Origin of the sequence: Rheinheimera sediminis (assembly GCF_004005375.1) — a bacterium.
In the GTDB taxonomy this organism is placed as follows: domain Bacteria; phylum Pseudomonadota; class Gammaproteobacteria; order Enterobacterales; family Alteromonadaceae; genus Pararheinheimera.
Genome location: NZ_RZUF01000008.1, coordinates 19,792 through 44,445, shown reverse-complemented (window position 1 = coordinate 44,445; position 24,654 = coordinate 19,792). Strand labels below are relative to the sequence as shown.

Genomic DNA, 24,654 nt, shown 5'->3' with positions numbered 1-24,654 from the left:
GTTACGACTCCAGCACTTTGACAGGAATGGCATTAAGGTCCCATTTCCAGCGTTCAATGCTGCTGGCCAATGGCACCATATCTATGCAATCCACAGGACAAGGTTCAACACATAAATCACAGCCGGTGCACTCGTCAACAATAACAGTGTGCATTTGCTTCGAAGCACCCACAATCGCATCCACAGGGCAAGCCTGAATACATTTGGTACAACCAATACACTCATCTTCGCGGATAAAAGCGACACGTTTTATTGCCGGAGTTTGAGCTGCATCCAGAGGTTTGGCTTCCACCCCCATCAGATCGGCCAGCTTTTTGATAGTGGTATCGCCACCTGGCGGACACTTATTGATGTCATCGCCATTGGCTATAGCTTCCGCATAAGGCCTGCAGCCCGGATAACCACATTGACCGCATTGGGTTTGCGGTAAAATTTCATCAATTTGTTCAACCAGCGGATCCGCGTCCACTTTAAAACGTATGGCTGCGTATCCTAAGGCGGCACCAAAAATAACAGCCAGAATACCCAAAGCCCACAAAGCAGTAATAATAGACATTTACGCTTTCACCAAACCAGTAAAGCCCATAAAGGCTAATGACATTAAACCCGCAGTAATCATACCTATGGCAGCACCTCTGAAAGACACTGGCACATCAGCCGCGGCTAAACGTTCACGCATAGCCGCAAATAAAATCAGTACTAAAGAAAATCCTACTGCAGCACCAAAGCCATACACCACTGAAGAGAAGAAATCGTGCCGGGCATTGACGTTCAGAATAGCCACACCCAGCACAGCACAGTTAGTGGTGATCAAAGGTAAAAATATACCAAGTAATCGGTACAAGGTCGGACTGGTTTTATGCACCACCATTTCGGTAAATTGCACGACCACAGCAATCACCAGGATAAAACTCAAAGTACGGAGGTACATTAAGTCCAGCGGCTGTAGCAGGTAAACATCAACCAGATAACTGCAAAGAGAGGCTAAAGTCAGAACAAAAGTGGTGGCCATGGACATGCCAATCGCAGTTTCTAGTTTTTTTGATACGCCCATCACTGGGCATAGCCCTAAAAATTTCACCAGCACGAAGTTATTCACCAGCACTGTGCTGACCAGCAACAGCAAAAATTCCGACATAAAAGAACCTCAGAAAAAAGTCGCGCTATTATGCGGCTTTGTAACAATCGAAACAACAACACTAAACGCGAATGGCATAGAACTGAGGCGATAGCGCTGGATAAAACTGATTAAAAATCTCGGGCGACCATAAAGGTCGCCCCTACATAAACATCAAGGCTCCGTAAGGGCGTGTCTTGTACCCGCCCGCAGACATCAAACGTAGGGGCGGGGTTTACCCCGCCCGCAGGCACCAAACCAATGCCACCCAAATCCAAATCAACATCAATGCACCGTAGGGGCGGGTCTTGTACCCGTCCGCAGGCACCAAGGCAACCCAAATCCAAATCAACATCAATGCATCGTAGGGGCGGGTCTTGTACCCGCCCGCAGAAACCAAACCAAGGCCACCCAAATCCAAATCAACATCAAGGCATCGTAGGTGCGGGTCTTGTACCCGCCCGCAGGCACCAAACCAAGGCCACCCAAATACAAATCAACATCAAGGCACCGTAGGGGCGGGTCTTGTACCCGCCCACAGACATCAATCGTAGGGGCGGGGTTTACCCCGCCCGCTGAAACCAAGCCAAGGCAACCCAAATCCAAATCAACATCACTGCATCGTAGGGGCGGGTCTTGTACCCGCCCACTGACATCCAACGTAGGGGCGGGGTTTACCCCGCCCGCAGAAACCAAGCCAAGGCAACCCAAATCCAAACCAACATCAATGCACCGTAGGGGCGGGGTTTACCCCGCCCGCAGACACCAAGGCAACCCAAATCCAAATCAACATCAATGCATCGTAGGGGCGGGGTTTACCCCGCCCGTTTACACCAGCGCATTATTCCAGTGGCGCGGGCTTACTGAAGAAGTAACCTTGTACACCATCTATTAACAGCGATTCCAACATCTGTTGTTCCGCTGCCGTCTCGACATGTTCTGCAAAGACTGCGACGCCAATACGGTGGGCTAAATCGACCATCAGCCGAACGTAGTACTGATTGTTTTTATCGTCTTCAATCTGTCTGGTGTAGCTTGCGTCCATTTTTGCAAAATCAGGTTTTAACTCGCGGAAAAATTTAAACGACGTAATGCCAGCACCAAACTTTTCCACTGTTATCCTTGAACCGAACTGGTGCAGCATATCAATCAGCTTTTTACTCAACTTCAGATTCTGCAACAAACCCGACTCGCTTATTTCAAACACCAGCCTGGAACTGACATCGGAGTCTTTCGCTAAGCGCTGCTCAAGGAAGCTGATAAAGCCTTCTGTCTGCACCGAATAGTCTGACAAATTCACACCAAAACTTTGATCCGGATGTTTGGCTGCCAGTATCAATGCCTGTTTTACGATCAGCTGTTCTATTTCGATCAGCTTGTCGAGCTTTTGCGCCATCTCTAAAAACGACGCTGTGGGTAACAACTGATCGTCACTGTTACGAAATCGCACTACTAATTCGGCATAGGTTTTAGTGGTTTTATTCAGAGCCTGAATAGGTTGGGCTAACAAGCTCAGCCTTTGGCTTTGCACTACATCATCAAAGAGCCTAAGCCAATCTTGGCTACTCAGCTGAGAGTCGGCACTTACTTGCTGCATATCGCTTAGCAAGTGCCATTGATCAGATTGAGCCGCCACTTTGCTGTTCTTCGCTTTCGCCAGGCCCAATGCGGCATCGGCCATCGCCAGCAATTCAGCTAAAGGTTTACCCTGAGCCACTTCAACTAAAGCGGTTAACGCCACTGCATCCAGTTGTTTTTGCTGCCGATATGACTGAAAACCTTGTTGCAGCAACAACAGCAGATCTTCCGTGTATTCAGTACTCTTCTGTGGAAACCAGACGCAAAAATCAGTGTTGTTTAAGCGAAACAATGGACTTTCATCCGACAACTGCGGCAATGCCTTTAATAAATCCGCCATTTCTTTGATGTACAAATCACCAGCCAGATAGCCTTTAGTCTGGTTGATTTGGCTCAGACTACTGCAACGAACCACAAGAAAAATGGACTGATACGCAGCGTTAGCGGCTTTAACCTGCTGCTCGTAATAGCGCACAAATTGCTGACGATTCGGCAGTGAAGTGAGCTGGTCATACAGAGCCAGTTCTAATAAATAGTCGGTTCCTGAACTGCTTTGTTGCGACTGCAGTGGCTGCACTACAGCGGGAGCTTGATGCACTGCTTCTTCTATAGGATGAGGTGGCAGATCTTTGGCTTGTTTTGGCCGGGCTGGTTGCAGGTAATAGGGCAAAATGCCCAGCACTAGTATGCCAAAAAATAAATACAGGGATAAAAGTTCTAACCTGTCTAATTGTTCGGCCAGGGCTGGCAAAAACTCCACCTGTAAATTGTGTGATTGATCTTTAATAGAGGCCGCGATGATAGGACGGTCAAACTTATCCAGCAGCCAGAACGCCAGTCTATAAGTTGGCAGCGTATTGCTCTGCTCATGCAACACCACTCCATCCAATTGGCTGACTTTTAAATAAGGTAAATCAAAACTGCTGCTGAGCTGACGAGTCAGGATCTTGGTGTCGCCTGTTAAATCACTGACCAGCATTTGCTGAATGGCACTGTAATGCAGCTGATACAAGCTTTGGATTTGTTGAGCGGCCGCAAACCAAAACAGCCAAAGTGCCAGCAATGCTGAAACAAAAGCGGCAGTCCAATGAGTTAACGCATTAAAGGATGGGGACTTCATAGCAGGCAATCCATACTGAATTCTTTTCCGGACTTGAACATCAGAACAGAAGCTTAAGATATTTCAAAGAAAAACACTAAAGAAAAGAAAGAATTAACTATGGAGGATAGAGTACTTTTGGTGGCTCCCCAGGTTGGACTCGAACCAACGACCTACGGATTAACAGTCCGCCGCTCTAACCGGCTGAGCTACTGAGGAATTGTCTACGGTTACCAAATTGTCATTACTTCAGTTGGCTCCCCAGGTTGGGCTCGAACCAACGACCTACGGATTAACAGTCCGCCGCTCTAACCAGCTGAGCTACTGAGGAACTGAAATAATGTGTTGAGACTACAGTGGCTCCCCAGGTTGGGCTCGAACCAACGACCTACGGATTAACAGTCCGCCGCTCTAACCAGCTGAGCTACTGAGGAACTGTGTTCTGCAACGGGGCGCAATACTAATGCCGGTGTTAAACACTGTCAACACTTAGACCAGAGCTTTTTCACAAAACAAGTTCACTTGCTGCTTGTTTAGCCAAAGCCAGTAGAAAAGCTGTGCAACTGATAATTCTGACTATGCAAAAGCTATTCGCACTTAGTGGCTAGACTGTAATTTGTCAAAGTCAGGCCACTCAAGGGCTGGCGTAAGTTACCCACAGAATCTGTGGATAAGTCTGTGAGTTGTTGGCCTGAAGGGGAAGCTAAGCCTTAATTGATAAGGCTTAGCGCCAGATCAATAGGTTTCAGGTTAATTTTTTATTCTTTATAAAACAATGGCTTATAAATTTGAAAGAACTGAAACTTTATGTCATACCTTGTTAATGAAACAAAGTTTCTATGCAAAAGCAGATTGTGAACATTTTTTAGTAGTCCAGCACAACTTTGCACCAGATGGCTTTTATATTTAACCTGAGCTCGGGATAACGAGTGTCGACTTTTTTCGATCTCAAGGCGCTTTGTCGTATGCCATAGCAAGCTATGGCTAGACAGAGCAACGCAGAGAGGCGCGAAGATGTCTATTCAGTGGCAGGGCTTATCCCAAGTCCAGCTTATTTATGGTGGCGCGGGTAGTGCGAAGTGTTACTTTTCTCTACAATAGCCGCCACTTGCGCTAAAGCTGACTGTTATGACTCAATCCACTTCCAAACGTCCTGATCTGCTCAAAGGTGATATTCAGGCCACACTCAAACAAATGACGGTACCAGTGCTTTTTGGCATGCTCACGCTTATGTCATTTAATCTGGTGGATACCTTTTTTATCAGTATGCTGGGTACAGCAGAGCTGGCTGCTGTCAGTTTTACGTTTCCTGTCACTTTTACCGTGATCAGCTTAGCTATAGGTTTAAGCATAGGTACTTCAGCTGTGATAGCCCGTGCTTTAGGCAGTGGTGACGAAAAAAGTGCGCGAAGTGATGGCTTAGCCGCCTTATGGCTGTCAGCCTATCTGGTCATGGCCTTGTCTTTGCTGGGCTATCTGACGATCGATCCTTTATTCCGCCTCCTAGGGGCAAAAGACGATACCTTGCCTTTTATTCACGACTATATGCAAATCTGGTTTTTAGGCGCTGTGTTCTTAATTACTCCTATGATTGGTAATGCGGTGCTGCGTGCTGCTGGCGATACCAAAACGCCCAGTATTTTGATGGCTTGTGCGGGTTTACTCAATGCCATCCTGGACCCGCTGTTTATTTTTGGCTGGGGCCCTGTGCCAGCGATGGGAGTGGCCGGAGCTGCACTGGCCAGTCTGATTTCCTGGTTATTGGGATTTAGTCTGATTTTGTATTTACTGATGGTGCGCCGCAAACTGGTTGATTTAGGGCATCAGCCTTTTGCTGAATTTATTCAAATCAGCCGCAAAATTTTGTACATAGGTTTGCCAGCTGCGGGCGCCAATATGCTCACTCCTTTGGCCATGGCTATCTTAACGGCCCTGATGGCCAGTTATGGCGCTGAAGCTGTTGCCGCTTTTGGTGTAGGGGCACGTATTGAAAGTATTGCCTGTTTGGTTGTGCTGGCGCTTTCTATGACCTTGCCGCCTTTTGTCAGTCAAAACTATGGCGCCTGTGCTTATCCGCGTATTGATGAAGCCTACAGGCGTTGTATTAAATTTATTTTAGCCTGGCAGTTTTTGGTTTATCTGGGCTTAGCTGCCTGCGCCTGGGCTGTGGCCGATGTATTTACCGACGATCCTTTAGTCGCCCAGTATATCCGCTACTTTATCTGGATTTTGCCTTTAGGTTATGGTTTGCAGGGCATCATTATCCTGACCAACTCGTCCTTTAATGCCTTGCATTTACCTATGAATGCGTTACAGCTTAGCCTGATCCGCCTTTTCGTATTTTATGTACCTTTTGCTTACGTCGGTGGTTTAGTTGGCGGAGTAATAGGGGTTTTTGTTGGCGGCTTAATTGCCAATCTGTTTACATCTTCTCTGGCGTACAGTTGGTTTACACGTAAACTGGCTGCTTTAACTGTAAGTGGAGGATCCTGATGAGTCTTGCCTTTAAGTGGCATAGTCGCCGCGAGTTGAACAAAGTGATACAGGGTGAAACTCTATGAGCCGCGATTTTGAATTAGTCTCCAATTATCAACCTGCAGGCGATCAACCTACAGCAATAGCAAAACTGGTTGAAGGTCTGGAGTCAGGTTTAGCGCATCAAACCCTATTGGGTGTGACGGGCTCAGGTAAAACCTTCACCATGGCCAATGTGATAGCCCAGGTAAACCGGCCTACGCTGATTATGGCGCACAATAAAACTTTGGCGGCTCAGCTCTATGGCGAGATGAAAGAGTTTTTCCCGAATAACTCGGTGGAATACTTTGTGTCTTATTACGATTATTACCAGCCAGAAGCTTATGTGCCGTCCAGTGATACCTTTATCGAAAAAGACGCCTCCATTAATGAACACATAGAACAAATGCGTTTGTCGGCCACCAAAGCGCTGATGGAACGCCGCGACGTGGTCATTATTGCCTCTGTTTCCGCTATTTACGGTTTAGGCGATCCGGAATCCTATATGAAGATGCTGTTGCATCTGAAAGTGGGCGACATAGTCGACCAACGTTTTATCCTGCGCCGCCTCGCTGAGTTGCAATACAGCCGCAATGACGCTGCCTTTGAACGCGCTACTTACAGGGTGCGGGGTGATGTAATTGATGTATTTCCGGCTGAATCGGACGAAATCGCTGTGCGTATCGAACTATTTGATGAAGAAATTGAGCGCATCAGTTTGTTCGACCCACTTACAGGTTCAGTAGAAAAAGTTGTCAGTCGCTACACTATTTATCCAAAAACTCACTACGTCACGCCAAGGGAAAAAATTCTAGAAGCGACAGAGCGTATCAAGGTCGAGCTAAAAGAGCGCCGTGCGCAGCTGCTGGCAGAAAACCGTCTGATCGAAGAGCAGCGTATAGGCCAGCGAACCTTATTTGATTTAGAAATGATGATCGAACTAGGCTATTGCTCAGGCATTGAAAACTATTCACGCTACTTATCAGGGCGCGGGGAGGGCGAACCGCCGCCCACTTTGCTGGATTATTTCCCGGCCGACGGCTTAATGTTTATCGACGAATCCCATGTCACCATTTCGCAAATAGGCGCCATGTACAAAGGTGACCGTTCACGCAAAGAAAACCTGGTGAACTATGGTTTTCGTCTGCCTTCAGCCCTGGATAACAGGCCACTGAAGTTTGATGAATTTGAATCCATAGCGCCGCAGCGCATTTATGTCTCTGCTACTCCGGCAGATTACGAGTTAAACCAATCAGCAGGCGAAGTAGTAGAGCAGGTAGTGAGGCCAACAGGCCTGATCGACCCTGTGATTGAAATCCGGCCTGTGGCGACACAGGTGGACGACTTAATGTCGGAAGCCTTTCGCTGCGCCAAAATTGGTGAACGGGTGCTGGTGACAGTATTGACCAAAAAAATGGCTGAGGATTTAACCGACTATTTAGCAGGTCATGGCGTCAAGGTGCGGTATTTACACTCAGACATCGACACAGTAGAGAGGATGGAGATTATCCGCGATTTACGTTTAGGCGTATTTGATGTGCTGGTGGGTATTAACTTATTGCGGGAAGGTCTGGATATTCCGGAAGTCTCTCTGGTCGCTATTCTGGATGCAGACAAAGAAGGCTTTTTACGTTCAGAGCGGTCCCTGATCCAAACCATGGGGCGAGCTGCCCGTAACCTGGCCGGTAAGGCGGTGCTCTATGCCGATCGCATCACAGGTTCGATGCAGCGCGCTATTAATGAAACCGAACGCCGGCGCACTAAACAAATCGCCTACAACGAACTGCATGGCATCACACCTACTGCTATTAAGAAGAAAGTATCGGACGTGATGGACCTGGGCCAGGATGCCGATCTGCCAAAAGTGGCAGAGAAAATCAAACTGGCCAAAGGCAAAACACCTTATCAATTGCAGGCAGAAATCAAACAGCTGGAGCAAAAAATGCTGCAACACGCCAAAGACCTGGAATTTGAACAGGCAGCACAACTGCGCGATCAAATTCATCAACTACGCCAAGCCTTGCTGGAAATCTAACATAGATACAGCGGGGTCAGGCCTTGGATCTTGAATTTCAATTCAAGATCCAAGGCCTGACCCCGCTGTCTATGACCCCGCTGTCTATCGCCCCCCGCTGTCCATCAGACTTTTCTCATTCTATTTGTTTATCTTTTTGATATTTATACACTTATTTACAAAATCATTCAGAGAGCGTTAACTTTCAGAGTTTTACACTGCCTGCGTTTTCTTAACCAAAAGGTAGTAATTATGAAAGGTTCTGTGCTCGCTTTACTTATCGCTGTAGTCTCAACTGGTGCAGCAGCGAACAACTATCAACATGAATCATCAGTGGCCTATGGCAATACAGATATCAACGGTGTTGATATCGATGGATGGCAACTGAAGCATCAGTATTTCTTTAATGCAGTAGACACTTCAGGTAAGACACCACGCGCTGAAGCGGCATTCATCAACAAAAATGCCAGCGTTTTCGGTACCTTGTCACGTTTATCATCCAATGAAGCGGATCAAAACTCTTGGTCTGTCGGTGGTGAATACATGGACCAAAGCCATAACTTTTACGGCAAGTTGGAATGGACACATTTCAGCGGCACAGACCAACAGGATCTGGATGGTACTCTGGGTTACTTTATTAGTCCGGACTGGTTAGTAGGTGCTATTTTCGAACATGACAGACCTGAGCAAGCTGGCAGCAGCACTAACTATGGTGTGATGACGAAAAAACTCTGGGATTTAGGCACAGGTGACATGATGAATCTTGAAGCCAGTATCCTGGATTATCGCCAGGCTTCAGTGACGCGTTATGGGGTAGGTGCTGACTATTACTTCGGTAAAAACTTTTCAGCTGGTGTTGGGTATGAGTGGATCTCTGACAAAGTATTCAGTGAAAGTGAAGACAGCCTGAGTTTGCGTGCGAACTGGTTTGCATTGCCGAACTTGTCCTTGTCAGCAAGCGTCGTCTTCGACTCGCTCGAGACAGATGATGATGTGTACCAGATAGGTGCAAGCTACCGCTTCTAAGCTCTATGGATCCATGGGGTCAGGCCTTGAATGTTGAATCAAATTCAACATTCAAGGCCTGACCCCAATTGTTCCAAATTCAACATTCAAGGCCTGACCCCAATTGTTCCCAATTGTTCCCATATGGCTTTAGCCACTGGGCCTGGTTGTTGATCTTTATGTCGCGCTAAATGCACTTCTCCACGGATATGCTTTGGAAACTCCAGTGGTTTGAGCTGCACCAAAGCACCGCTCGCTAATTCTGCTGCTACCTGATGTCTTGCCACCATGCCCCAGCCTAAATGGGCTAACAGCGCCTGCTTCATACATAAACTGTTGTTCACTTTCACCCGCCGTGCCGATTGCAAGGGCAATAACTTTCCGCTGTCAAAATCCAGTGCTTCTGAATTCGCCACCAATTGCGGCAACTCGGCCAATTGTTCCTGACGCGTTAAAGGTTCAGTCAGCTGCTGTAAAAACTCCGGGCTGGCTACACATAAAATATCAAAATGACCAATAGCTACAGTTTCAAAATCGCCAAGGCTGATAAATACTGGAAACCAGGGGCTAATAGCTAAATCAACTTGCTGATTCTTAAGTTTTTCCAGTGCTTGCAATCTATAGTCGCAACTGAGCTGCAGCTCGGTATGAGGAAACTGATGTTGCGCTTGACGAATAGCGGGTAAAAACAGAGCCAGATCCACAGCTTCGTCAAAAGCCACGGCTAAACTGGCCTCAGCGCCCCGGCTTAAATGCTGGGCTAAAGATTTAAGTTGAGCACTTTGATGCAGAAGCTGTTGAGCTTGTTGATAAAATCGTTGGCCAGCCTGAGTAAATTGCAAGCGATATTGACTGCGGTCCACTATAGTAAAACCGCATTCCTGCTCGAGTTTCTTCAGCGCCATACTCAAGGCAGGCTGGGTTTTATGCAATTTAGTAGCGGCTTGCAGTAAGCTTTCACTGTTTGCTACGGCGTCCAAAATATAAAGCTGAGTCAGATTCATCAATTTTTCTTATGAAGAGATGAAATAAATATAAATTTTAATCTTATCCTGGCTTTTGTATAGTGCCAGCGCGAATTTAAGTGGTATGACAAAGGGAGAGGTTTAAATGTCCAGACAAACGATGATCTACAAGGTTTTAACTCTGGTTTTGGTGACGGGCTGTTCCAAGCCTGCACAAATCGAAGAACAAAGCCCAAGCAGGCCAGTGAAATTGCACCAGGTGCAGGATGGCCAGCAAAAGTTGATCCGGCAGTTTCCGGCTCTAGTCGAACCCACAGAAAATGCCCGTTTAACCTTTCGTGTCAGCGGTAAACTTACCCAATTTGCTATAAGGCCCGGCCAGGAAGTGCAAAAAGGCGACGTGCTGGCGCGTTTAGACCCAACAGATTTTAAACTCAGGTTAGAACAGGCTCAGGCCAAATATCAATTATCTAAGGCTCAGTTTGACAGAGCCGCCAGCCTGATTGGTCAGAATCTGGTGTCGCAAGCCATGTACGACGAAACCAAAGCACAATTGCAAGTGGCTGATGCCGATTTAAAAACAGCCCAAGCCAACTTAAGTTACACCGAATTAGTCGCTCCTTTTAGTGGCACTGTGTCGCGTTCTCTCGTCGAGAATCACGAAAATGTCGCAGCGCAACAGGCCATTCTGGAGTTACAACTCACAGGTATGGTCGACGTGGTGATCCAGGTGCCAGAAGACGTGATAGCGCTGGTCAGAAAAGACGTCAGTTATCAGCCAGATGTTATTTTTGATTCCTACCCTAGCCTAAGTTACAAAGCCGACATTAAAGAATGGGACACCCGCGCCGACAGCGCAACCAACAGCTTTAAAGTGGTATTCAGTATGGCGGCGCCTAAAGAATTTAACGTGCTCTCAGGTATGACGGCCAATGTGCTGGCAGACATGAGCAAGCTGATGCGCACACCCTCTGCTGGAGTGACGGTACCTGCCACCGCAGTCTTTGCAGCCAATGATCAACCCGTAGACGCCGCAGAGCGTTTTGTCTGGGTGTTTAACGAGGGGAAAGTCAATCGACGCGCAGTAACAGTAGGGCGTTTAACTCAGCAAGGTATAGAGGTAGTAGCTGGTTTATCTGCCGGTGAGCAGGTGGTTACTGCAGGTGTGCAGCAACTGACCGAAAATCAGCAAGTGCGGCCATGGCAACGTGAGCGGGGTTTGTGATCTATGGATGTCGCTCAGTATTTTATTAAAAATAAAACCTCGTCCTGGCTGGTCACTGCCATTTTACTGATAGGCGGTACCATGGCCTATTTTGGGCTGGGACGTCTTGAAGATCCGCAATTTACGCTGAAACAGGCTCTGATCATTACCTCGTATCCAGGCGCTTCGCCCTTACAGGTTGAGGAAGAAGTCAGTTACCCCATTGAAAATGCTATTCAGCAGCTGCCTTATGTCGATCACGTAACGTCCATATCCACCACCGGCACGTCGCAAATCATGGTCGAGATGAAAGGCATCTACAGAGCCACTGAATTAAAGCAAATCTGGGACGAACTGCGCCGTAAGGTCAATGACTTAACGCCACAGTTACCACCCGGAGTGCAAAGTCCTGTGGTCAATGACGACTTTGGTGACGTCTATGGCATGTTATACGCCATCACTGGCGACGGCTACACAGACGAAGAAATTCGCGACTATGTCGATTTTTTACGTCGTGAGCTGGTGCTGGTCGAGGGCGTGGGTAAAGTGTCTGTCAGCGGTCGGCAGCAAGAACAAGTGGTGGTTGAGATCTCTCGCTCGCGTTTAACCGCTTTGGGTATACCACCAACACAAATAGCCAGTTTATTGCAAACCCAAAACGTGGTGTCCAATGCGGGCGCTTTGCGCTATGGCCCTGATCGGATCCGAATTCATCCTACAGGTGAGTTCCAGTCGGTGCAGGAACTAGAGCAGCTGATTATCAGTAATCCTGCCGCTAAAGAACTTATTTATCTGGGCGACGTTGCCAAAGTCTACAAAGATGTGCAGGAAGTACCGAGCCAAATCATTAAATTTGATGGTAAAAATACCCTGACTCTGGGCGTCTCATTCAGTAAAGGGGTGAACGTAGTCGACATAGGCGCTTTTGTCTCCCAGCGCCTGGCTGAACTGGACTATGCACGCCCTGTAGGGATGGAAATAAGCACTATTTACAATCAACCTGCAGAAGTCGAAGCCTCAGTCGGGGGGTTTGTCCTCAATCTGCTTGAAGCTGTGGTGATCGTCATAGTGGTACTGCTGATATTTATGGGGCTGCGCAGCGGGCTGTTGATTGGTCTTATTCTGCTGTTAACAGTACTTGGCACCTTTATTTTCATGCAGCAAATGCAAATAGAGCTGCAGCGGGTCTCGCTCGGCGCCTTAATTATTGCTTTGGGTATGCTGGTGGACAATGCCATTGTCATTACCGAAGGCATTTTAATCGGAATGCAAAAGCGCTTAAGCATCAGTCAGTCCGCTTCAGCCATAGTAAAACAAACCAAATGGCCTTTATTGGGCGCCACTGTCATAGCTATTACAGCCTTTGCGCCCATAGGCTTATCCAGCGACGCTACGGGCGAATTCGCTGGTAGTCTGTTTTGGGTGTTACTGGTCAGTTTGTTGTTAAGTTGGGTTACAGCTATCACCCTAACGCCCTTTTTTGCCAGCCTGTTTTTTAAAGACGAGCTAAAGGCGGGGCCTGATGCACAGCTGGACCAGGCAGCAGAGCTATATCGTGGTGTTATTTTTGACGGTTACAGAGCGGTATTAACAGCCGTATTGCGTTACAGACTGCTCAGTTCAGCTCTGATGCTAGTGCTGTTAGTTCTGTCTGTGCTTGGTTTTAGTAAAGTAAAACAAGTGTTTTTCCCTGCATCCAATACCCCCATCTTTTTGGTGGACTTATGGCAGCCAGCCGGCACTGATGTGCGGCAATCAGACGCCGAAGCTCTGGATATAGTGAAGTATTTGAAAACACAGCAAGGGGTGGAAGCTGTCACGTCCACAGCAGGTCGCGGCGCAGATCGTTTTATGTTGACCTATCAGCCAGAACGCTTTTATGCCGCTTATAGCCAATTAATAGTGAGGGTAGAAGACAAAGCATATTTTGCGCAGCGGATGGCCGATGTTGAACGTTACATCACAGAGCAGCATCCAGGGTTGCAATTTAAACTAAAACGACTGGATGTAGGGCCTGCCACACCCGCCAAACTCGAAGCCCGTTTTAGTGGTGCAGACCCCGAAGTACTGCGGCAATTAGCAGAGCAAGCCAAAGCTATACTGGCAAAAGACCCAGGCAGCAGAAACTTACGTGACGACTGGAGCAACAGAGTCAAGGTGATCCGGCCACAGTTCAACGAAGCAATGGCGCGTCGGGTTGGCATCAGCAAGCAAGACATAGACGACGTCCTGCTGACACATGTCAACGGCCGTACAGTGGGCATTTATCGCGATGGTACTCACTTACTGCCCATCATCACCAGAGCGCCGGATTCAGAGCGGCAAAGTGTGGATGCTTTGGCCGACTTGCAGGTCTACAGCCCAAAACTGAACCGTTATATTCCTATCAGTCAGGTGGTGACTCGCTTTGATCTGGAATGGGAAGATCCACAAATTAAACGCCGTGACCGTAAACGCACTCTGACAGTGATGGCCGATCATAATATTTTGAGTGACGACACCGCAGCCGCGCTGTTGAAAAGAGTCAGACCACAGATAGAAGCTATAGCGCTGCCACCTGGCTACCACCTGGAGTGGGGCGGAGAGCTGGAGGCCCAAACCAAGGCACAGAAAGCCCTGTTTAGCTCATTGCCACTCGGGTATTTGGTGATGTTTGTTATTACCGTCTTACTCTTTGGCTCAATGCGCGATTCACTGGTCATTTGGGCTTGTGTGCCTATGGCATTAATAGGGGTCACCCTGGGCTTACTGGCAGTGAACGTGCCTTTTGGCTTCCTGGCGTTACTGGGTTTTTTAAGTTTGTCAGGTATGCTGGTGAAAAATGGCATAGTGCTGGTCGACCAAATCAAGCTTGAACTCAGTCAGGGCTTAGCCCCTTATCAAGCGGTTTACGACAGCGCAGTCAGCCGGGTTCGTCCTGTTTCTATGGGGGCCATCACCACTATTTTGGGCATGTTACCTTTGGTCACAGACGACTTCTTCGCCAGCATGGCCGTAGTAGTGATGTTCGGCTTAGGCTTCGGCACTATCCTGACATTGCTGTTTTTACCTTTGATGTACTGCACCATCTACCGCATCCGCTCCTAAAAGCAGTGGGGTCAGGCCTTGAATGTTGAATTTCAATTCAACATTCAAGGCCTGACCCCTTTTTCTTTTTGCCTGCCCCTTTTTAATCTTGACTGTTAATGGTAAAAACTTTGGCGACTTGTTTAAAAGCCCCGAAATGGATTTGTGTAAAATGAAAAAAATCGCCCTTGCTCTGGCGTGCAGTATTGTTTTCTCTGTTACAGCAGCCGACCATTTACCCCCTTTGCCTGAGTGGCAAGGAAGCACTTTAAGTCTGATTAAACCAGCTCAGCATCCCTGGGTAACACCGGCTGAACTGTCTGATTTATCTGAAACTCCAGACTACCAAAGCACCATCAAGTACCTTGAACGGCTGGCCGCCAGTACCTCAATGGTGAAGTTGGAAGTGATAGGACAAAGCCCCCAAGGCCGGGCCATTTATCTGGTCAAAGCGGGCACAGATCCGGACATGATAGGCCGCGACAATAAACCCCTGCTGCTGGCTCAGGCTGGGATCCACAGTGGCGAAATTGACGGCAAAGACGCCGGCTTAATGCTGCTGCGCGACATAGTACAAGGCGACAAAGCCGACTTGCTGAAAGAAGTAAACCTGCTGTTCATCCCAATATTTTCAGTAGACGGCCACGAGCGCAGCGGTAAACACAACAGGATGAATCAGCGTGGGCCTGAGCTTCAGGGCTGGCGTTCTACTGCACAAAACCTGAACCTAAATCGCGACTATATGAAAGCCGAAGCTCCGGAAATGCAAGCGCTGCTGAAGTTACTCAACCGTTATCAGCCCGATCTCTATCTGGATCTGCACGTCACAGATGGCGAAGACTATCAATACGACATCACCTACGGCTTTAACGAACCTTTTGCCGCCCTCAGCCCCAACGCAGCCAGTTGGCTCGCTACCAGCTTTCGGCCAGCTCTTGATCAAGCGCTGACTGAGGCAGGTCATATTCCTGGCCCCCTAGTGTTTGCATACGACAGCTCCGACTTCAGCAAAGGTTTAGCAGGTTCAACCTCAAGCCCGCGTTTTTCCAATGGCTATGGTGATTTACGCCATATTCCAACAGTATTGGTAGAAAACCACAGTTTAAAGCCTTATAAACAACGGGTATTAGGCACTTACGTGCTGCTGGAACACAGCTTAAAACTATTGCAACAACAAGGGGCAGTATTAAAACTGGCAAAAAAAGCCGATGAAAATGCCCGTCCTCAACGCCAGGTTCTGGCCTGGAAAGCCAGCGAAACTCCAGACTACATCAGCTTTAAAGGCGTAGAGGCTGTGCAGAAAAAAGATCCTATTACAGGAGTTCAATATCAAACCTGGACAGGAAAGCCGGTCAATTTTGAACAATTGCCAGTGTATTGGGAAAAAGAAGTCGCAGCAGAGATCGAAGTACCAACAGCCTATTGGATCCCACCTGAACAGCAAGCAGTGATCGCCAAACTGGCTTTACATGGTGTGCAGTTTACCAGCTTAAAATCGCCAAAAACTATCCAGTTGCAGCAGCTAACTGCCACTAAGCACCAATTTGCCACTCAACCTTTTGAAGGGCGCTTTGGTGTCAAGGCCGAGTTCAGCCGTCACTGGAAAAAAATCCGCTTACCAGCCGGCTCAATCCGGGTCAGCACCGATCAACCTTTAGGTGCCCTGGCTGTGGCCTTGCTGGAACCCACAGCACCCGATTCCTTATTCAGTTGGGGCTACATGCCAGGCATGTTTGAGCGCGTTGAGTATTTTGAAACTTACGCCCTGGTGCCTTTAATTGAGGTTGCTTTAAAACAGGATAAAAAACTTAAAGCAGAATTTGAAGAAGCGCTAAAACAAGACAAAAAGTTGGCCTCAGATCCTAACGCCAAGCTGCAATGGTTATACCAGCGCCTGCCGTACTACGACCAAAACTACCTGAAATACCCAATACTGATAGAGTAAAATGGGGCAGAGCACCTTGTTAGTAGCAAATAGCGAACAGCGAACAAGGTGCTGCTGTCTTCAAGCGCTTGGTCTACCTCAAGCCAGCCTAAGGTAACCTGAACTCGGGATAAGCCGCGCCACTGAGTAGGAATCTTTTTACGTCTCTCTGCGCTGCTTTGTCTAGCTATAGCTTGCTATGGCGAGACAAAGCAATTCCCAAAGTGTCTGAACTATAAAGGGGCAAGGGGCCGACGCAATAGGCTAAGGCAATGGGCGCAGCTTATTTAGCCTTCAGTGGCATCTAATTCGATTAACTCTTTATCATGCTGGTGATAAACAGCGTATCGGTTTTTGCCAGAGTTCTTCGCCTCATACATGGCCAAATCAGCCTGGCGGATCAAGGCCGCATCATCAACCGCATCTTGCTGCGGGTAGAACGTAATGCCAATACTCGCGCTTACCTTAGCTTGTTGTTGCCGTAACTCAAAAGGAGTGCTGGCGGCCAGTAACAGGCGTTTGATCAGTGGGAAACAATCTTCCTCACTGACCAGATTGGTCAACAACGCAATAAACTCATCGCCACCCAAGCGCGCCAGCGTATCGTTTTCGCGCATTACAGCACGCATCCGATTGGCCAGCTCTACCAGCAAATCATCCCCTGCCGCATGGCCCAGGCTATCGTTCACCGCTTTAAAACCGTCAATATCAATAAAAATCACCGCCATCAGCTGTTTACTGCGTTTGGTTAACGCCATATTTTGCTCAATGCGGTCTTTTAACAACAAACGGTTCGGCAAGCCGGTCAGGGCATCAAAATGCGCAATAAACCTTAGTTTATCTTCCTGAGCTTTTTGCAGCGTGATATCAGAAAACAAGGCGACATAATGAATAGCCTGATGCTGCATGTTGCGCACCACAGAAATAGTCAACGCCAATACAATAGCTTCGCCATTTTTGCGCTGACCGTTAATTTCACCTTCCCAAAAACCAGCCTTGCTCAGCTTGTCCCACAAGGCCTCAAAATACAGCTTGTCCGAATCTGACGCGCCCAACAGCGCCAGATGACAGCCCAAAGCCTCTTGTTCTGAATAACCGGTAATACGACAAAACGAGTGGTTCAAATCCAAAATAGTGCCACTGGCGTCGGTAATAAAAATCCCTTCACGGGCTTGCACAAATACACTTGCGGCCAGCTCTTGTTTCATTTGTGCATAGTACCTTTCGGAAATATCCACTTGAGAGCCAATCACCTCAGTCACCAAGCCATGTTCATCCCGCAGTGCGCAAAATTGGCTTTCAATACAAATTTGCTGCTGATGCAGTTCAGGGTCTTCCACCAGCAAACCTGTCTGCAACGGGTTGCGCACCAGAATACAGCTATAATTCAACACACCCTGATGGCCGGCATCCCGCCAATCCATCAGCTTTTTCGTGATCTGCTCCTGACTATCCGGATGCACAGACAAATTCCACCAGTCTTGCATTCGCATAATTTCCATCGAACTTTTCAGATAAATATTAAAACAGTTCGGGCTGATGTAATTCAGCCTCATACTAAAAGGGTCAAAGGCACAAATCACCGCCGGGCTGCGCTCAATCAGCACATCCAGCCGCTTAAAGCTCTTCTGCAAGCGTTTTTCCGTGGTGTAACGCCGGCTTACATCTATGCCAAGCAAAACAAAGCGAACTTGCGACGCACTTTCACCAGGCAAACAAAACAAGTCCACATCCAAAAATAACTCTTTGCCGTTCGGCAAATGCACTTGCAGGTTAACCACAGTGGCCTGTGTCGACGAATGCGCTTTGGGGTTCAACGCAGCCAGTACTACCGAATGTTGTTTCTCATCAGGTAACCAGTCTAAAAACACTTTGCCTTGCAACTCAGCCTCTGAGCTATTCAACAGCTTAAGCGCATTGTCATTAAAGTGCAGCACAGTGCCACCAGAGTCCAGTCCCAACAGCAACAAGTGCGCTGTGTTATTAATTACCTTGTCGGTACGAAGTTTTTGTAACGCCAGCAGCTCATTGCTCTGTCGCAAGCTGGCGCAGGTTTTTTGATCGGCTCTGCTTCTGTAGATAAAAACCAGCAGCAACAGCAGCAAGAAGGCACCCTGAGCAGAGATAAGCAGCACAGCTTCCTTGTGGTCACTCCAGCTATGCATAAAGCTTTCTGCTGGCGCCAGTTGATAAGGAGGGAAAGCCAAAGCCTTCAGGCTATGTTCCACACTCAAATAATCGGCTGGGGCGCCAAAGGCATAATTCATCCCCAAAGTTCTGGCTTGTGCTTCCCAGTTCAGCAAAGCAGCCATCACGCGGCTTATAGTGCCTGAAGACACAGCAGGCATCACCAACACAGGCCAGTCCGGATAAAGCCGGGTCGAGCTATAGACAGGCAACTCAATCAGCTGCTGTGTATTAAGAATGCGCACCATCTGCTCAGTCACCACAGCAGAGGCAAATAGCTGCTCCACAGCACCGCTGCGAATAAAACCTATGTCAGCACGCTGATTAAGCACTGCAGCCACAGTATCTGCGTCAGACACATTGTGCTGCACCAGATTGGCAGAAAGCCGAACCCCCAGATGCTGCAGCTCCCGCAGTTGCGCAACATAACCCAGCAGCGAATGAGGCCCAGCGGCAGCAATACTGGCCTGAGGCATAGAATTCAAATCACAAAGCGGATTAGAAACCAGGCAAAACATCACACCACCGGCCAATTCAAACAGCCCGCTCTCGGTCAGGGTCACCTGGCTCAGCAAAGGCGGCAGAGTATAGCCTTGGTTTTTCAGCAGTATGTAATGATAGGGGTCGGTCAGTAAAAAATCGGTAGTGGCCTGAAGGCCAGGCAACTCCAGCATATCAGGTTCAATAAACACCAGTTCAACGCGCATAGGCTGCAGCTGCTCAGACAAAAACTGCTGCAAAGGCTGGTAAGTGGATACAGCATCGTCACTGGAGTTATGCATCAGCACACCAAATCGAACCACAGGCTCAGCCGCCTGCAGCTCTGCACTGCCGGGCAGCGCTAAGCATAACAAGAAGAGTAATTTTAACCAGAGCAAAGGCTTCATCCGTTGTGTACCAACTGTTTAAGTGCAGCAGGGTGCAGCAGACCAGCGGCGGCGATAGGGTGGCGCAGCTCTGGCATCCACTGCTGCAATTGCAGCAAAGTTTTCCCCAGTGCAGAAGAGTCTGCCATCAGCTGTAAATTTTCAGCTGGGCCAGGGTGCAGCACACTGGCAAAATAACGTCTTGTTTCTGCCAGGGTTAAATTCCGCCAAAGCGCGGTGCGTCTTAAGGTGTCGCCTTTAAACAGCTCCTGCTGTCGCAGGCCAAGATAAAAACTGTTGAGTAACAGGGCAGGGGTGTTGCTTAGCCAGTTCATCCGGTCAGCGCGAATAGCCAACACCTGAAAACTGGTAGGGGCGCTATGGTCAGCGGCAAACAACGGCTGGGCGCCATTGCGTTCTATATAATGACAAACCGGAGGGCAGCTGATCGCAGCGTCAATATAGCCTTCTTGCCAGGCCATCAATTGTTTTAACTGCGGCAAGTAAGCCAGCTCGACATCCTCGCGTTGCAAACCTGAACTCTCAAGATAATACTGCAACAATAATTCAGAAGAGGCCCGGGGTTCTAAGGCTATGACTTTGCCTTTTAAAGCGGCAGCAGAGCCTAACTCAGGTTTAGACAAAAACGCATCCGAACCGCAGGATTGCGACAACACAGCAACAATTTTCAGTGGAATGCCGCCATGCAGGCAGCTAAGAAACTCATCTAAAGCTAAGGTTGCAGCATCCAGCTCGCCCTTTAGCATAGAACTCAGCACAGCCTCAGCCGACTGGCTTTTACGTAAAACAACAGAGGTTGGCAACAGGCCAGCGTGCTCGCTGAGGTAAAAAGCCTCATGTCCCGGGTGCTGATAAATACCCAGGTCAAAGGTTGATTGATAACCACAAGCTGTCGCCGTGGTCAGAACAAGCGGTCCCGCCACACACAGCTGAAGAAACTGGCGGCGGGTCAGCTTAGGCGCTATCCCCATACTCTCTTGCAATCCTTGCAACTTTTTACTGTTGCTAAATAAAAATTCAGCCTAACGACAGACCTGCACTACTCAGACTACCCGGCTAGCCTGGAGCTTAATATCTTTACGCGTATACACAATACAGCTTAAACACAACAAGGTAATAAACAGCACCGCATTAGCCGGCGCCTGTAGATTAAAATCAACCAGATTGTGGATCAACATATGCACAATAGCAATGGCACAACCAAAAGCTATGCCTCTGCTAATTTTATTTTCTTTCAGCCTCATGGTTTGCAGGTTAAGCCACAAGGCCCAAAGCAACCAGATCCCCAAACCCAGGGTCACAGGTACGCCAAACTCTATGGCAAACTGCAAATATTCATTGTGGGCATGGTCGTAAAAGCCATGGTAATGCCCGGGTTGATAAGCCGGAAATACGGTATAGAAACTGCCGCCACCGTGGCCAAACCAAGGCGCGTCATAAATTATAGGCATACCATCCCTTACTACTTCATCCCTGGCTTCTGACGCAAAAGAGGTTTCCTGATAGCGCTGTTGTAACTTCTCAATGCCAAAAATCGAGCCTATAGCCACCATATCAAACACAAAAATACTGATCACTAAAGCTTTTAGCAGGGCAGGACGGTTTTTATAAAACCAAATGGCATAAAGTGCTATCGCAAGTAAGGCGGTAAAAAATGCGGCGTTGCCCATGCGGGAGCGGCTGAGGATCAAGCCAATCACCATAATAATCAGGGCTAAACGTAAAATAATTTTGCTACTAAGCAAAGACGACACCAAAGTACGGCTAAAGTTACGCCAGTTCCACTGCATGGCATGGCTCGACAGCTGAGCCATCAGTAAGCCTATGCCCACAGCCAAAGTCATAGCCAGATAATTGGCAAAATGGTTCTGATACACAAAAGAGCCGCGTGCTCTGTTGCCTTCAGGTACACCAAACAAAGGTGAGGTTTCAGCGCCTTGTAAATTCAGAATAGCGCCGTATGTGGCTTGAAATACGCCGCTGGCAATAATGGCATAACACAGCAGCTTTAGCTGATCGTCGGTGCGGAAATAGCTGGTAATCAACCAGGCAAACAAACCATAACAGAGGGTTTTTATCAGCAGAATTTGGGTTTGATTCGGGTCTACTGTGCTTAGCCAGTCAACCGGAGACCATAGTTGAGCCGACAAAAGTGCCATTACGGCGACAAAAGGCAGCAAGCTGTACTGTTGCCACCGGCCAACAAACCAGGGGCTGCGGCCAAAATACACTGCAATCAAATGCAAACAAAAAATAGCCAGCACCAAAAGCTCAAGAATAGCCCAGGCCCAGGGTCTGTTACTTGCAAGAGGAATAGGAGACCAGCACAGTGTCAGGCAACACAGTAAGCGAACTATCTGGTTTAACAAATGAGGTGTATTCATCAATTGGCGCTTTCCATTTCGCGCAGCTTATACAGGTGTTCAAACTGCCTTGTATCAGAGACAAAAATACAGAATCAATGCAAAATCGAAGAGGGCCAATAGGCCCTCATCTTTAGTCAACGACTATTAGTTGCCAGAGGCTGAACCACCGCCACCGCCAGAACCACCGCCGAAGCCAGGAGCACCTGGAGCGGCAACAGCACCAGTACCGGCACCAGCACCAGCGCCAGCAGCTGGAGCAGCAGCAGTTTCACCACCAGCAGCAGTAGCCTGAGCCACTACGTCTTGGTTTACGCCAGAAGTTGCAGCAGCAATTGCAGTGACAGTATCAGCTGAAACGCCAGCAGCAGCAGCAGCAGAAGCTACAGCAGCAACAGCAGAGTCACCTAAAGTAGCAGCAGCTTCCATTGCAGCAGCAATTAAAGCTTCTTTAGCTTCAGCAGTAGGAGCAGCAGCAATTAAAGCTTGCAGTGATGCTTCAATAGATTCAGCAGCAGCAGCTTCAGCTTCTGCTTCAGTCATGCCTTGGGCCTGATACTGAGCAACTAAAGTTGAGTATTGAGCAACAGCAGCGTCAACTGCTGAAGTGTCTTGTGCCATAACAGTGGCGCTGAACAATGAAGCTGCTAATACAGCGGCTGCAAGTGTTGAGGTTTTTTTCATAAAGCTCTTCCTTGTGGGTTAAATTTTAGGCGCGTGCGTCAATTCTAGGTTTATTATCGGTTGTGTCAAGATAGATTTTTTCATGCGTTGCGCCACTTTCTGCGGTGCCAACAACCAATTTCCCTGAACTGCATCCACACCAGCCTCAAAACAATTAGTCATTATTTGTTCACATTCAACATGAGGCGCCAGCACTTTAATACCAATGCCTTGGCTTATTTGGCATAAGGTCTTGATAAAGAACTGGTTATCTGCATCGTTAATAGTGCTGGTATAAGTGCCGTCAATTTTTACATAGTCTACGTTCAGGCCTTGCAGGTATTTAAAGGTCGTCATGCTGGCGCCAAAACGTTCGATACAAATTTTGCATTTATGCCGCTTAATAATTTCCATTAATGCTTTAGTTTGCTCTGGTGCTTTTAAAATAGCGTACTCAGACACCTCAAACACCAATCTGACCTGACCGGCCAATTGCAGCAGTTCTTTATCCAGCCATTGCAAAAATTCAGCCGAGCCAACAGAGCCAATAGACAAGTTCACGCCATAAGTATTTTCCGGGTTGTCCTGCACCTGATTCAGAATAAACTGAATAACCTGCTGGTCCAGTTGCAACGAAATACCCTGCTGTTCTGCCATGGCATAGGTTTCGGCTGTCGACAGCTGCGAATGCATGTAATAAAACCTCACGAATGTTTCCACATATTCAATCGACTTATTGGCGTTTACCACAGGTTGCGCCCACAACTCAAAATGATGATGCTGGATCAAATCTTTAATCACCGCATGCCAGGCCATACGGCCTTCCGGCTTAATCAACATGCTTTGCTCTTTTACCATCAAAGGTAATTCAGGGCGTTGCGCTCGTTGAATAATAGCGCTGTCGAGTGTCGACAAACAGTGATGCAAGGTGTCGTCAGGCTCTACTTCCATCAAAGCCACAGAAGCAAAGCCATTGGTATAAAACACGCTGTCGAGCAAATTCAGCTTGGTTTCTAACAGCTGCATTTGTTTTTCCAGTGCTTCGGCGTTGGTTTGGCTTAAGAAAATAAAATCACTGCCGCCGAGGCGGAATAATTGATTACTGGCCGACTGCTCCAGCACCTCTTTAAACTGCTTTACTGCCAGCAATATGTATTGATCGGCCGCCTCATAACCCTGGCGGTGGTGAATATCCTGCAATGAATGCAGGCTCATCATGCCAATATGCAAATGCAGGTCATGGGCTTTTTGCTCATTTTTTTCGGCTGTGTAGCGCTGCTCCAACAACCTTCTGTTGCCAAGGCCTGTTAAATGATCAGTAAAAACTTTTTGCTGCAGGGCATCGGCTTGCACACTTAAGGTTTTAAAACTGCGCTGAATATTAGCCACCATAGCGTTCATGGCTTTAACCACAGAACGCAAGTCTGTGGTAAAAGGCAGTTTTTCCAGCTGTAAAAAGTTCTTTTTGCCTACTTCTATTGCCTGGTTTTCAATCAGGCGCAGTGGTTTCAGTACAGCCCTTACTATCAGCTGTATCACCAGCAAACTAATAAGTGCAATAAGCGCAATGCTGTAAAAACTATGCTTGGCTTGCTGCCACAAGGTTTTATAGGCAATGCCAGGGTTAGACCTGACCGACAAATCCCCTGCAACCATCCAGCCATTATTAACTTCAGAGCTTTGCAAAGGCGGGTTCAGCGGAAACCAACTAACAAACCACTCCGGCACTTCGTCAAATTCAATAGGGTTTTCTTTTTGAATTTTTACTTCGCCTTTGCTGGTTTTAAATTCCAGCTCAGCGTAATAGCCCGAATCAAAAATAGCGCTCACCATGGTTTTGGCTATCACTAAATCCGGGTCGTCCATATAAGCCGACATAGACAAACCCAGGCTGGTGGCCGTGTCTTGTGCATGCGACTTCATTTGAGTATTCAGATAATGCTGCGTACTTTGCACCGAAATGTACAAACTAAAAGCAAAAGTAAAAACCGCAACCAGCATTATCAGTAAATGCAGTTGGGCTCTGAGTGAAATACCGGGCAGCTTACCCCTAAACTTGTGAACCATA

At 47.9% G+C, this 24,654-nt stretch carries 15 protein-coding genes and 3 tRNA genes; 6 read left to right on the top strand and 12 right to left on the bottom strand.

Translation table 11 applies throughout. From position 1 onward, the window contains the following. Window position 1: 1 nt before the first annotated feature. From rsxB to EMM73_RS06725, 6 genes are all read right to left on the bottom strand, one after another. Window positions 2-556 (bottom strand): electron transport complex subunit RsxB, encoded by a 555-nt coding sequence (rsxB, locus tag EMM73_RS06750; protein WP_127685683.1) that lies wholly within the window; start codon window positions 554-556, stop codon window positions 2-4. Beyond that, entirely contained in the window at window positions 557-1,138 is a 582-nt protein-coding gene (gene rsxA, locus EMM73_RS06745) for an electron transport complex subunit RsxA (protein WP_127685682.1), read from the bottom strand. An 820-nt stretch (window positions 1,139-1,958) separates the two neighbouring features. Further along, entirely contained in the window at window positions 1,959-3,815 is a 1,857-nt protein-coding gene (locus tag EMM73_RS06740) for an EAL domain-containing protein (protein ID WP_127685681.1), read from the bottom strand. A 121-nt stretch (window positions 3,816-3,936) separates the two neighbouring features. Then, a tRNA-Asn gene (locus tag EMM73_RS06735) sits at window positions 3,937-4,013 on the bottom strand. Between the two features lie 35 nt (window positions 4,014-4,048). Further along, window positions 4,049-4,125 (bottom strand) — tRNA-Asn (locus EMM73_RS06730). Between the two features lie 26 nt (window positions 4,126-4,151). After that, window positions 4,152-4,228, bottom strand: a tRNA-Asn gene (locus tag EMM73_RS06725). A gap of 694 nt (window positions 4,229-4,922) precedes the next feature. Here EMM73_RS06725 and EMM73_RS06720 point away from each other — a divergent pair. From EMM73_RS06720 to EMM73_RS06710, 3 genes are all read left to right on the top strand, one after another. Continuing rightward, on the top strand, window positions 4,923-6,287 hold the full coding sequence (locus tag EMM73_RS06720; RefSeq protein ID WP_127685680.1) for an MATE family efflux transporter: 1,365 nt from the start codon (window positions 4,923-4,925) through the stop codon (window positions 6,285-6,287). Between the two features lie 64 nt (window positions 6,288-6,351). Then, a complete protein-coding gene (gene uvrB / locus EMM73_RS06715; RefSeq protein WP_127685679.1) occupies window positions 6,352-8,343 on the top strand; it encodes an excinuclease ABC subunit UvrB in 1,992 nt (663 codons plus the stop codon). Window positions 8,344-8,574: 231 nt separating this feature from the next. Beyond that, window positions 8,575-9,348 carry a putative porin gene (locus EMM73_RS06710; protein WP_127685678.1) on the top strand — a complete coding sequence of 258 codons (774 nt, stop codon included), beginning with the start codon at window positions 8,575-8,577 and terminating at the stop codon, window positions 9,346-9,348. A gap of 86 nt (window positions 9,349-9,434) precedes the next feature. On the opposite strand, the gene EMM73_RS06705 is transcribed toward EMM73_RS06710, so the two are convergent. After that, the gene (locus EMM73_RS06705) at window positions 9,435-10,331 is read right to left on the bottom strand and encodes a LysR family transcriptional regulator (RefSeq protein ID WP_127685677.1); all 897 of its coding nucleotides are present in this window, start codon (window positions 10,329-10,331) and stop codon (window positions 9,435-9,437) included. Window positions 10,332-10,437: 106 nt separating this feature from the next. Between EMM73_RS06705 and EMM73_RS06700 the strand changes: the two genes are divergently transcribed. The 3 genes from EMM73_RS06700 to EMM73_RS06690 all read left to right on the top strand — a co-directional run bounded on the left by EMM73_RS06700 (window position 10,438) and on the right by EMM73_RS06690 (window position 16,507). After that, the gene (locus EMM73_RS06700) at window positions 10,438-11,517 is read left to right on the top strand and encodes an efflux RND transporter periplasmic adaptor subunit (RefSeq protein WP_127685676.1); all 1,080 of its coding nucleotides are present in this window, start codon (window positions 10,438-10,440) and stop codon (window positions 11,515-11,517) included. Window positions 11,518-11,520: 3 nt separating this feature from the next. Further along, a complete protein-coding gene (locus EMM73_RS06695; protein ID WP_127685675.1) occupies window positions 11,521-14,583 on the top strand; it encodes an efflux RND transporter permease subunit in 3,063 nt (1,020 codons plus the stop codon). 151 nt (window positions 14,584-14,734) lie between these two features. After that, window positions 14,735-16,507 carry a M14 family metallopeptidase gene (locus EMM73_RS06690; protein ID WP_127685674.1) on the top strand — a complete coding sequence of 591 codons (1,773 nt, stop codon included), beginning with the start codon at window positions 14,735-14,737 and terminating at the stop codon, window positions 16,505-16,507. Window positions 16,508-16,773: 266 nt separating this feature from the next. Here the strand turns inward: EMM73_RS06690 and EMM73_RS06685 are convergent, their stop codons facing one another. The 5 genes from EMM73_RS06685 to EMM73_RS06665 all read right to left on the bottom strand — a co-directional run bounded on the left by EMM73_RS06685 (window position 16,774) and on the right by EMM73_RS06665 (window position 24,653). Continuing rightward, window positions 16,774-19,560, bottom strand: coding sequence for a diguanylate cyclase domain-containing protein (locus EMM73_RS06685; protein WP_127685673.1), 2,787 nt, complete (start codon window positions 19,558-19,560; stop codon window positions 16,774-16,776). Beyond that, complete coding sequence (locus EMM73_RS06680; protein WP_127685672.1) at window positions 19,557-20,531, bottom strand: ABC transporter substrate-binding protein; 975 nt, start codon at window positions 20,529-20,531, stop codon at window positions 19,557-19,559. Before EMM73_RS06680 ends, EMM73_RS06685 begins: the two co-directional genes overlap by 4 nt. A 72-nt stretch (window positions 20,532-20,603) precedes the next feature. Continuing rightward, window positions 20,604-21,944 (bottom strand): O-antigen ligase family protein, encoded by a 1,341-nt coding sequence (locus EMM73_RS06675; RefSeq protein ID WP_127685671.1) that lies wholly within the window; start codon window positions 21,942-21,944, stop codon window positions 20,604-20,606. 126 nt (window positions 21,945-22,070) lie between these two features. Beyond that, on the bottom strand, window positions 22,071-22,607 hold the full coding sequence (locus EMM73_RS20015; RefSeq protein WP_186435150.1) for a hypothetical protein: 537 nt from the start codon (window positions 22,605-22,607) through the stop codon (window positions 22,071-22,073). An 18-nt stretch (window positions 22,608-22,625) separates the two neighbouring features. Then, window positions 22,626-24,653 carry a bifunctional diguanylate cyclase/phosphodiesterase gene (locus tag EMM73_RS06665; protein WP_127685669.1) on the bottom strand — a complete coding sequence of 676 codons (2,028 nt, stop codon included), beginning with the start codon at window positions 24,651-24,653 and terminating at the stop codon, window positions 22,626-22,628. Window position 24,654 lies beyond the last annotated feature (1 nt).

Excerpts from the sequence above, each read along its gene's own strand:
- rsxB (WP_127685683.1), bottom strand. The coding sequence starts at position 556 with ATGTCTATTATTACTGCTTTGTGGGCTTTGGGTATTCTGGCTGTTATT.
- rsxA (WP_127685682.1), bottom strand. The coding sequence starts at position 1,138 with ATGTCGGAATTTTTGCTGTTGCTGGTCAGCACAGTGCTGGTGAATAAC.
- EMM73_RS06740 (WP_127685681.1), bottom strand. The coding sequence starts at position 3,815 with ATGAAGTCCCCATCCTTTAATGCGTTAACTCATTGGACTGCCGCTTTT.
- EMM73_RS06720 (WP_127685680.1), top strand. The coding sequence starts at position 4,923 with ATGACTCAATCCACTTCCAAACGTCCTGATCTGCTCAAAGGTGATATT.
- uvrB (WP_127685679.1), top strand. The coding sequence starts at position 6,352 with ATGAGCCGCGATTTTGAATTAGTCTCCAATTATCAACCTGCAGGCGAT.
- EMM73_RS06710 (WP_127685678.1), top strand. The coding sequence starts at position 8,575 with ATGAAAGGTTCTGTGCTCGCTTTACTTATCGCTGTAGTCTCAACTGGT.
- EMM73_RS06705 (WP_127685677.1), bottom strand. The coding sequence starts at position 10,331 with ATGAATCTGACTCAGCTTTATATTTTGGACGCCGTAGCAAACAGTGAA.
- EMM73_RS06700 (WP_127685676.1), top strand. The coding sequence starts at position 10,438 with ATGTCCAGACAAACGATGATCTACAAGGTTTTAACTCTGGTTTTGGTG.
- EMM73_RS06695 (WP_127685675.1), top strand. The coding sequence starts at position 11,521 with ATGGATGTCGCTCAGTATTTTATTAAAAATAAAACCTCGTCCTGGCTG.
- EMM73_RS06690 (WP_127685674.1), top strand. The coding sequence starts at position 14,735 with ATGAAAAAAATCGCCCTTGCTCTGGCGTGCAGTATTGTTTTCTCTGTT.
- EMM73_RS06685 (WP_127685673.1), bottom strand. The coding sequence starts at position 19,560 with ATGAAGCCTTTGCTCTGGTTAAAATTACTCTTCTTGTTATGCTTAGCG.
- EMM73_RS06680 (WP_127685672.1), bottom strand. The coding sequence starts at position 20,531 with ATGGGGATAGCGCCTAAGCTGACCCGCCGCCAGTTTCTTCAGCTGTGT.
- EMM73_RS06675 (WP_127685671.1), bottom strand. The coding sequence starts at position 21,944 with ATGAATACACCTCATTTGTTAAACCAGATAGTTCGCTTACTGTGTTGC.
- EMM73_RS20015 (WP_186435150.1), bottom strand. The coding sequence starts at position 22,607 with ATGAAAAAAACCTCAACACTTGCAGCCGCTGTATTAGCAGCTTCATTG.
- EMM73_RS06665 (WP_127685669.1), bottom strand. The coding sequence starts at position 24,653 with ATGGTTCACAAGTTTAGGGGTAAGCTGCCCGGTATTTCACTCAGAGCC.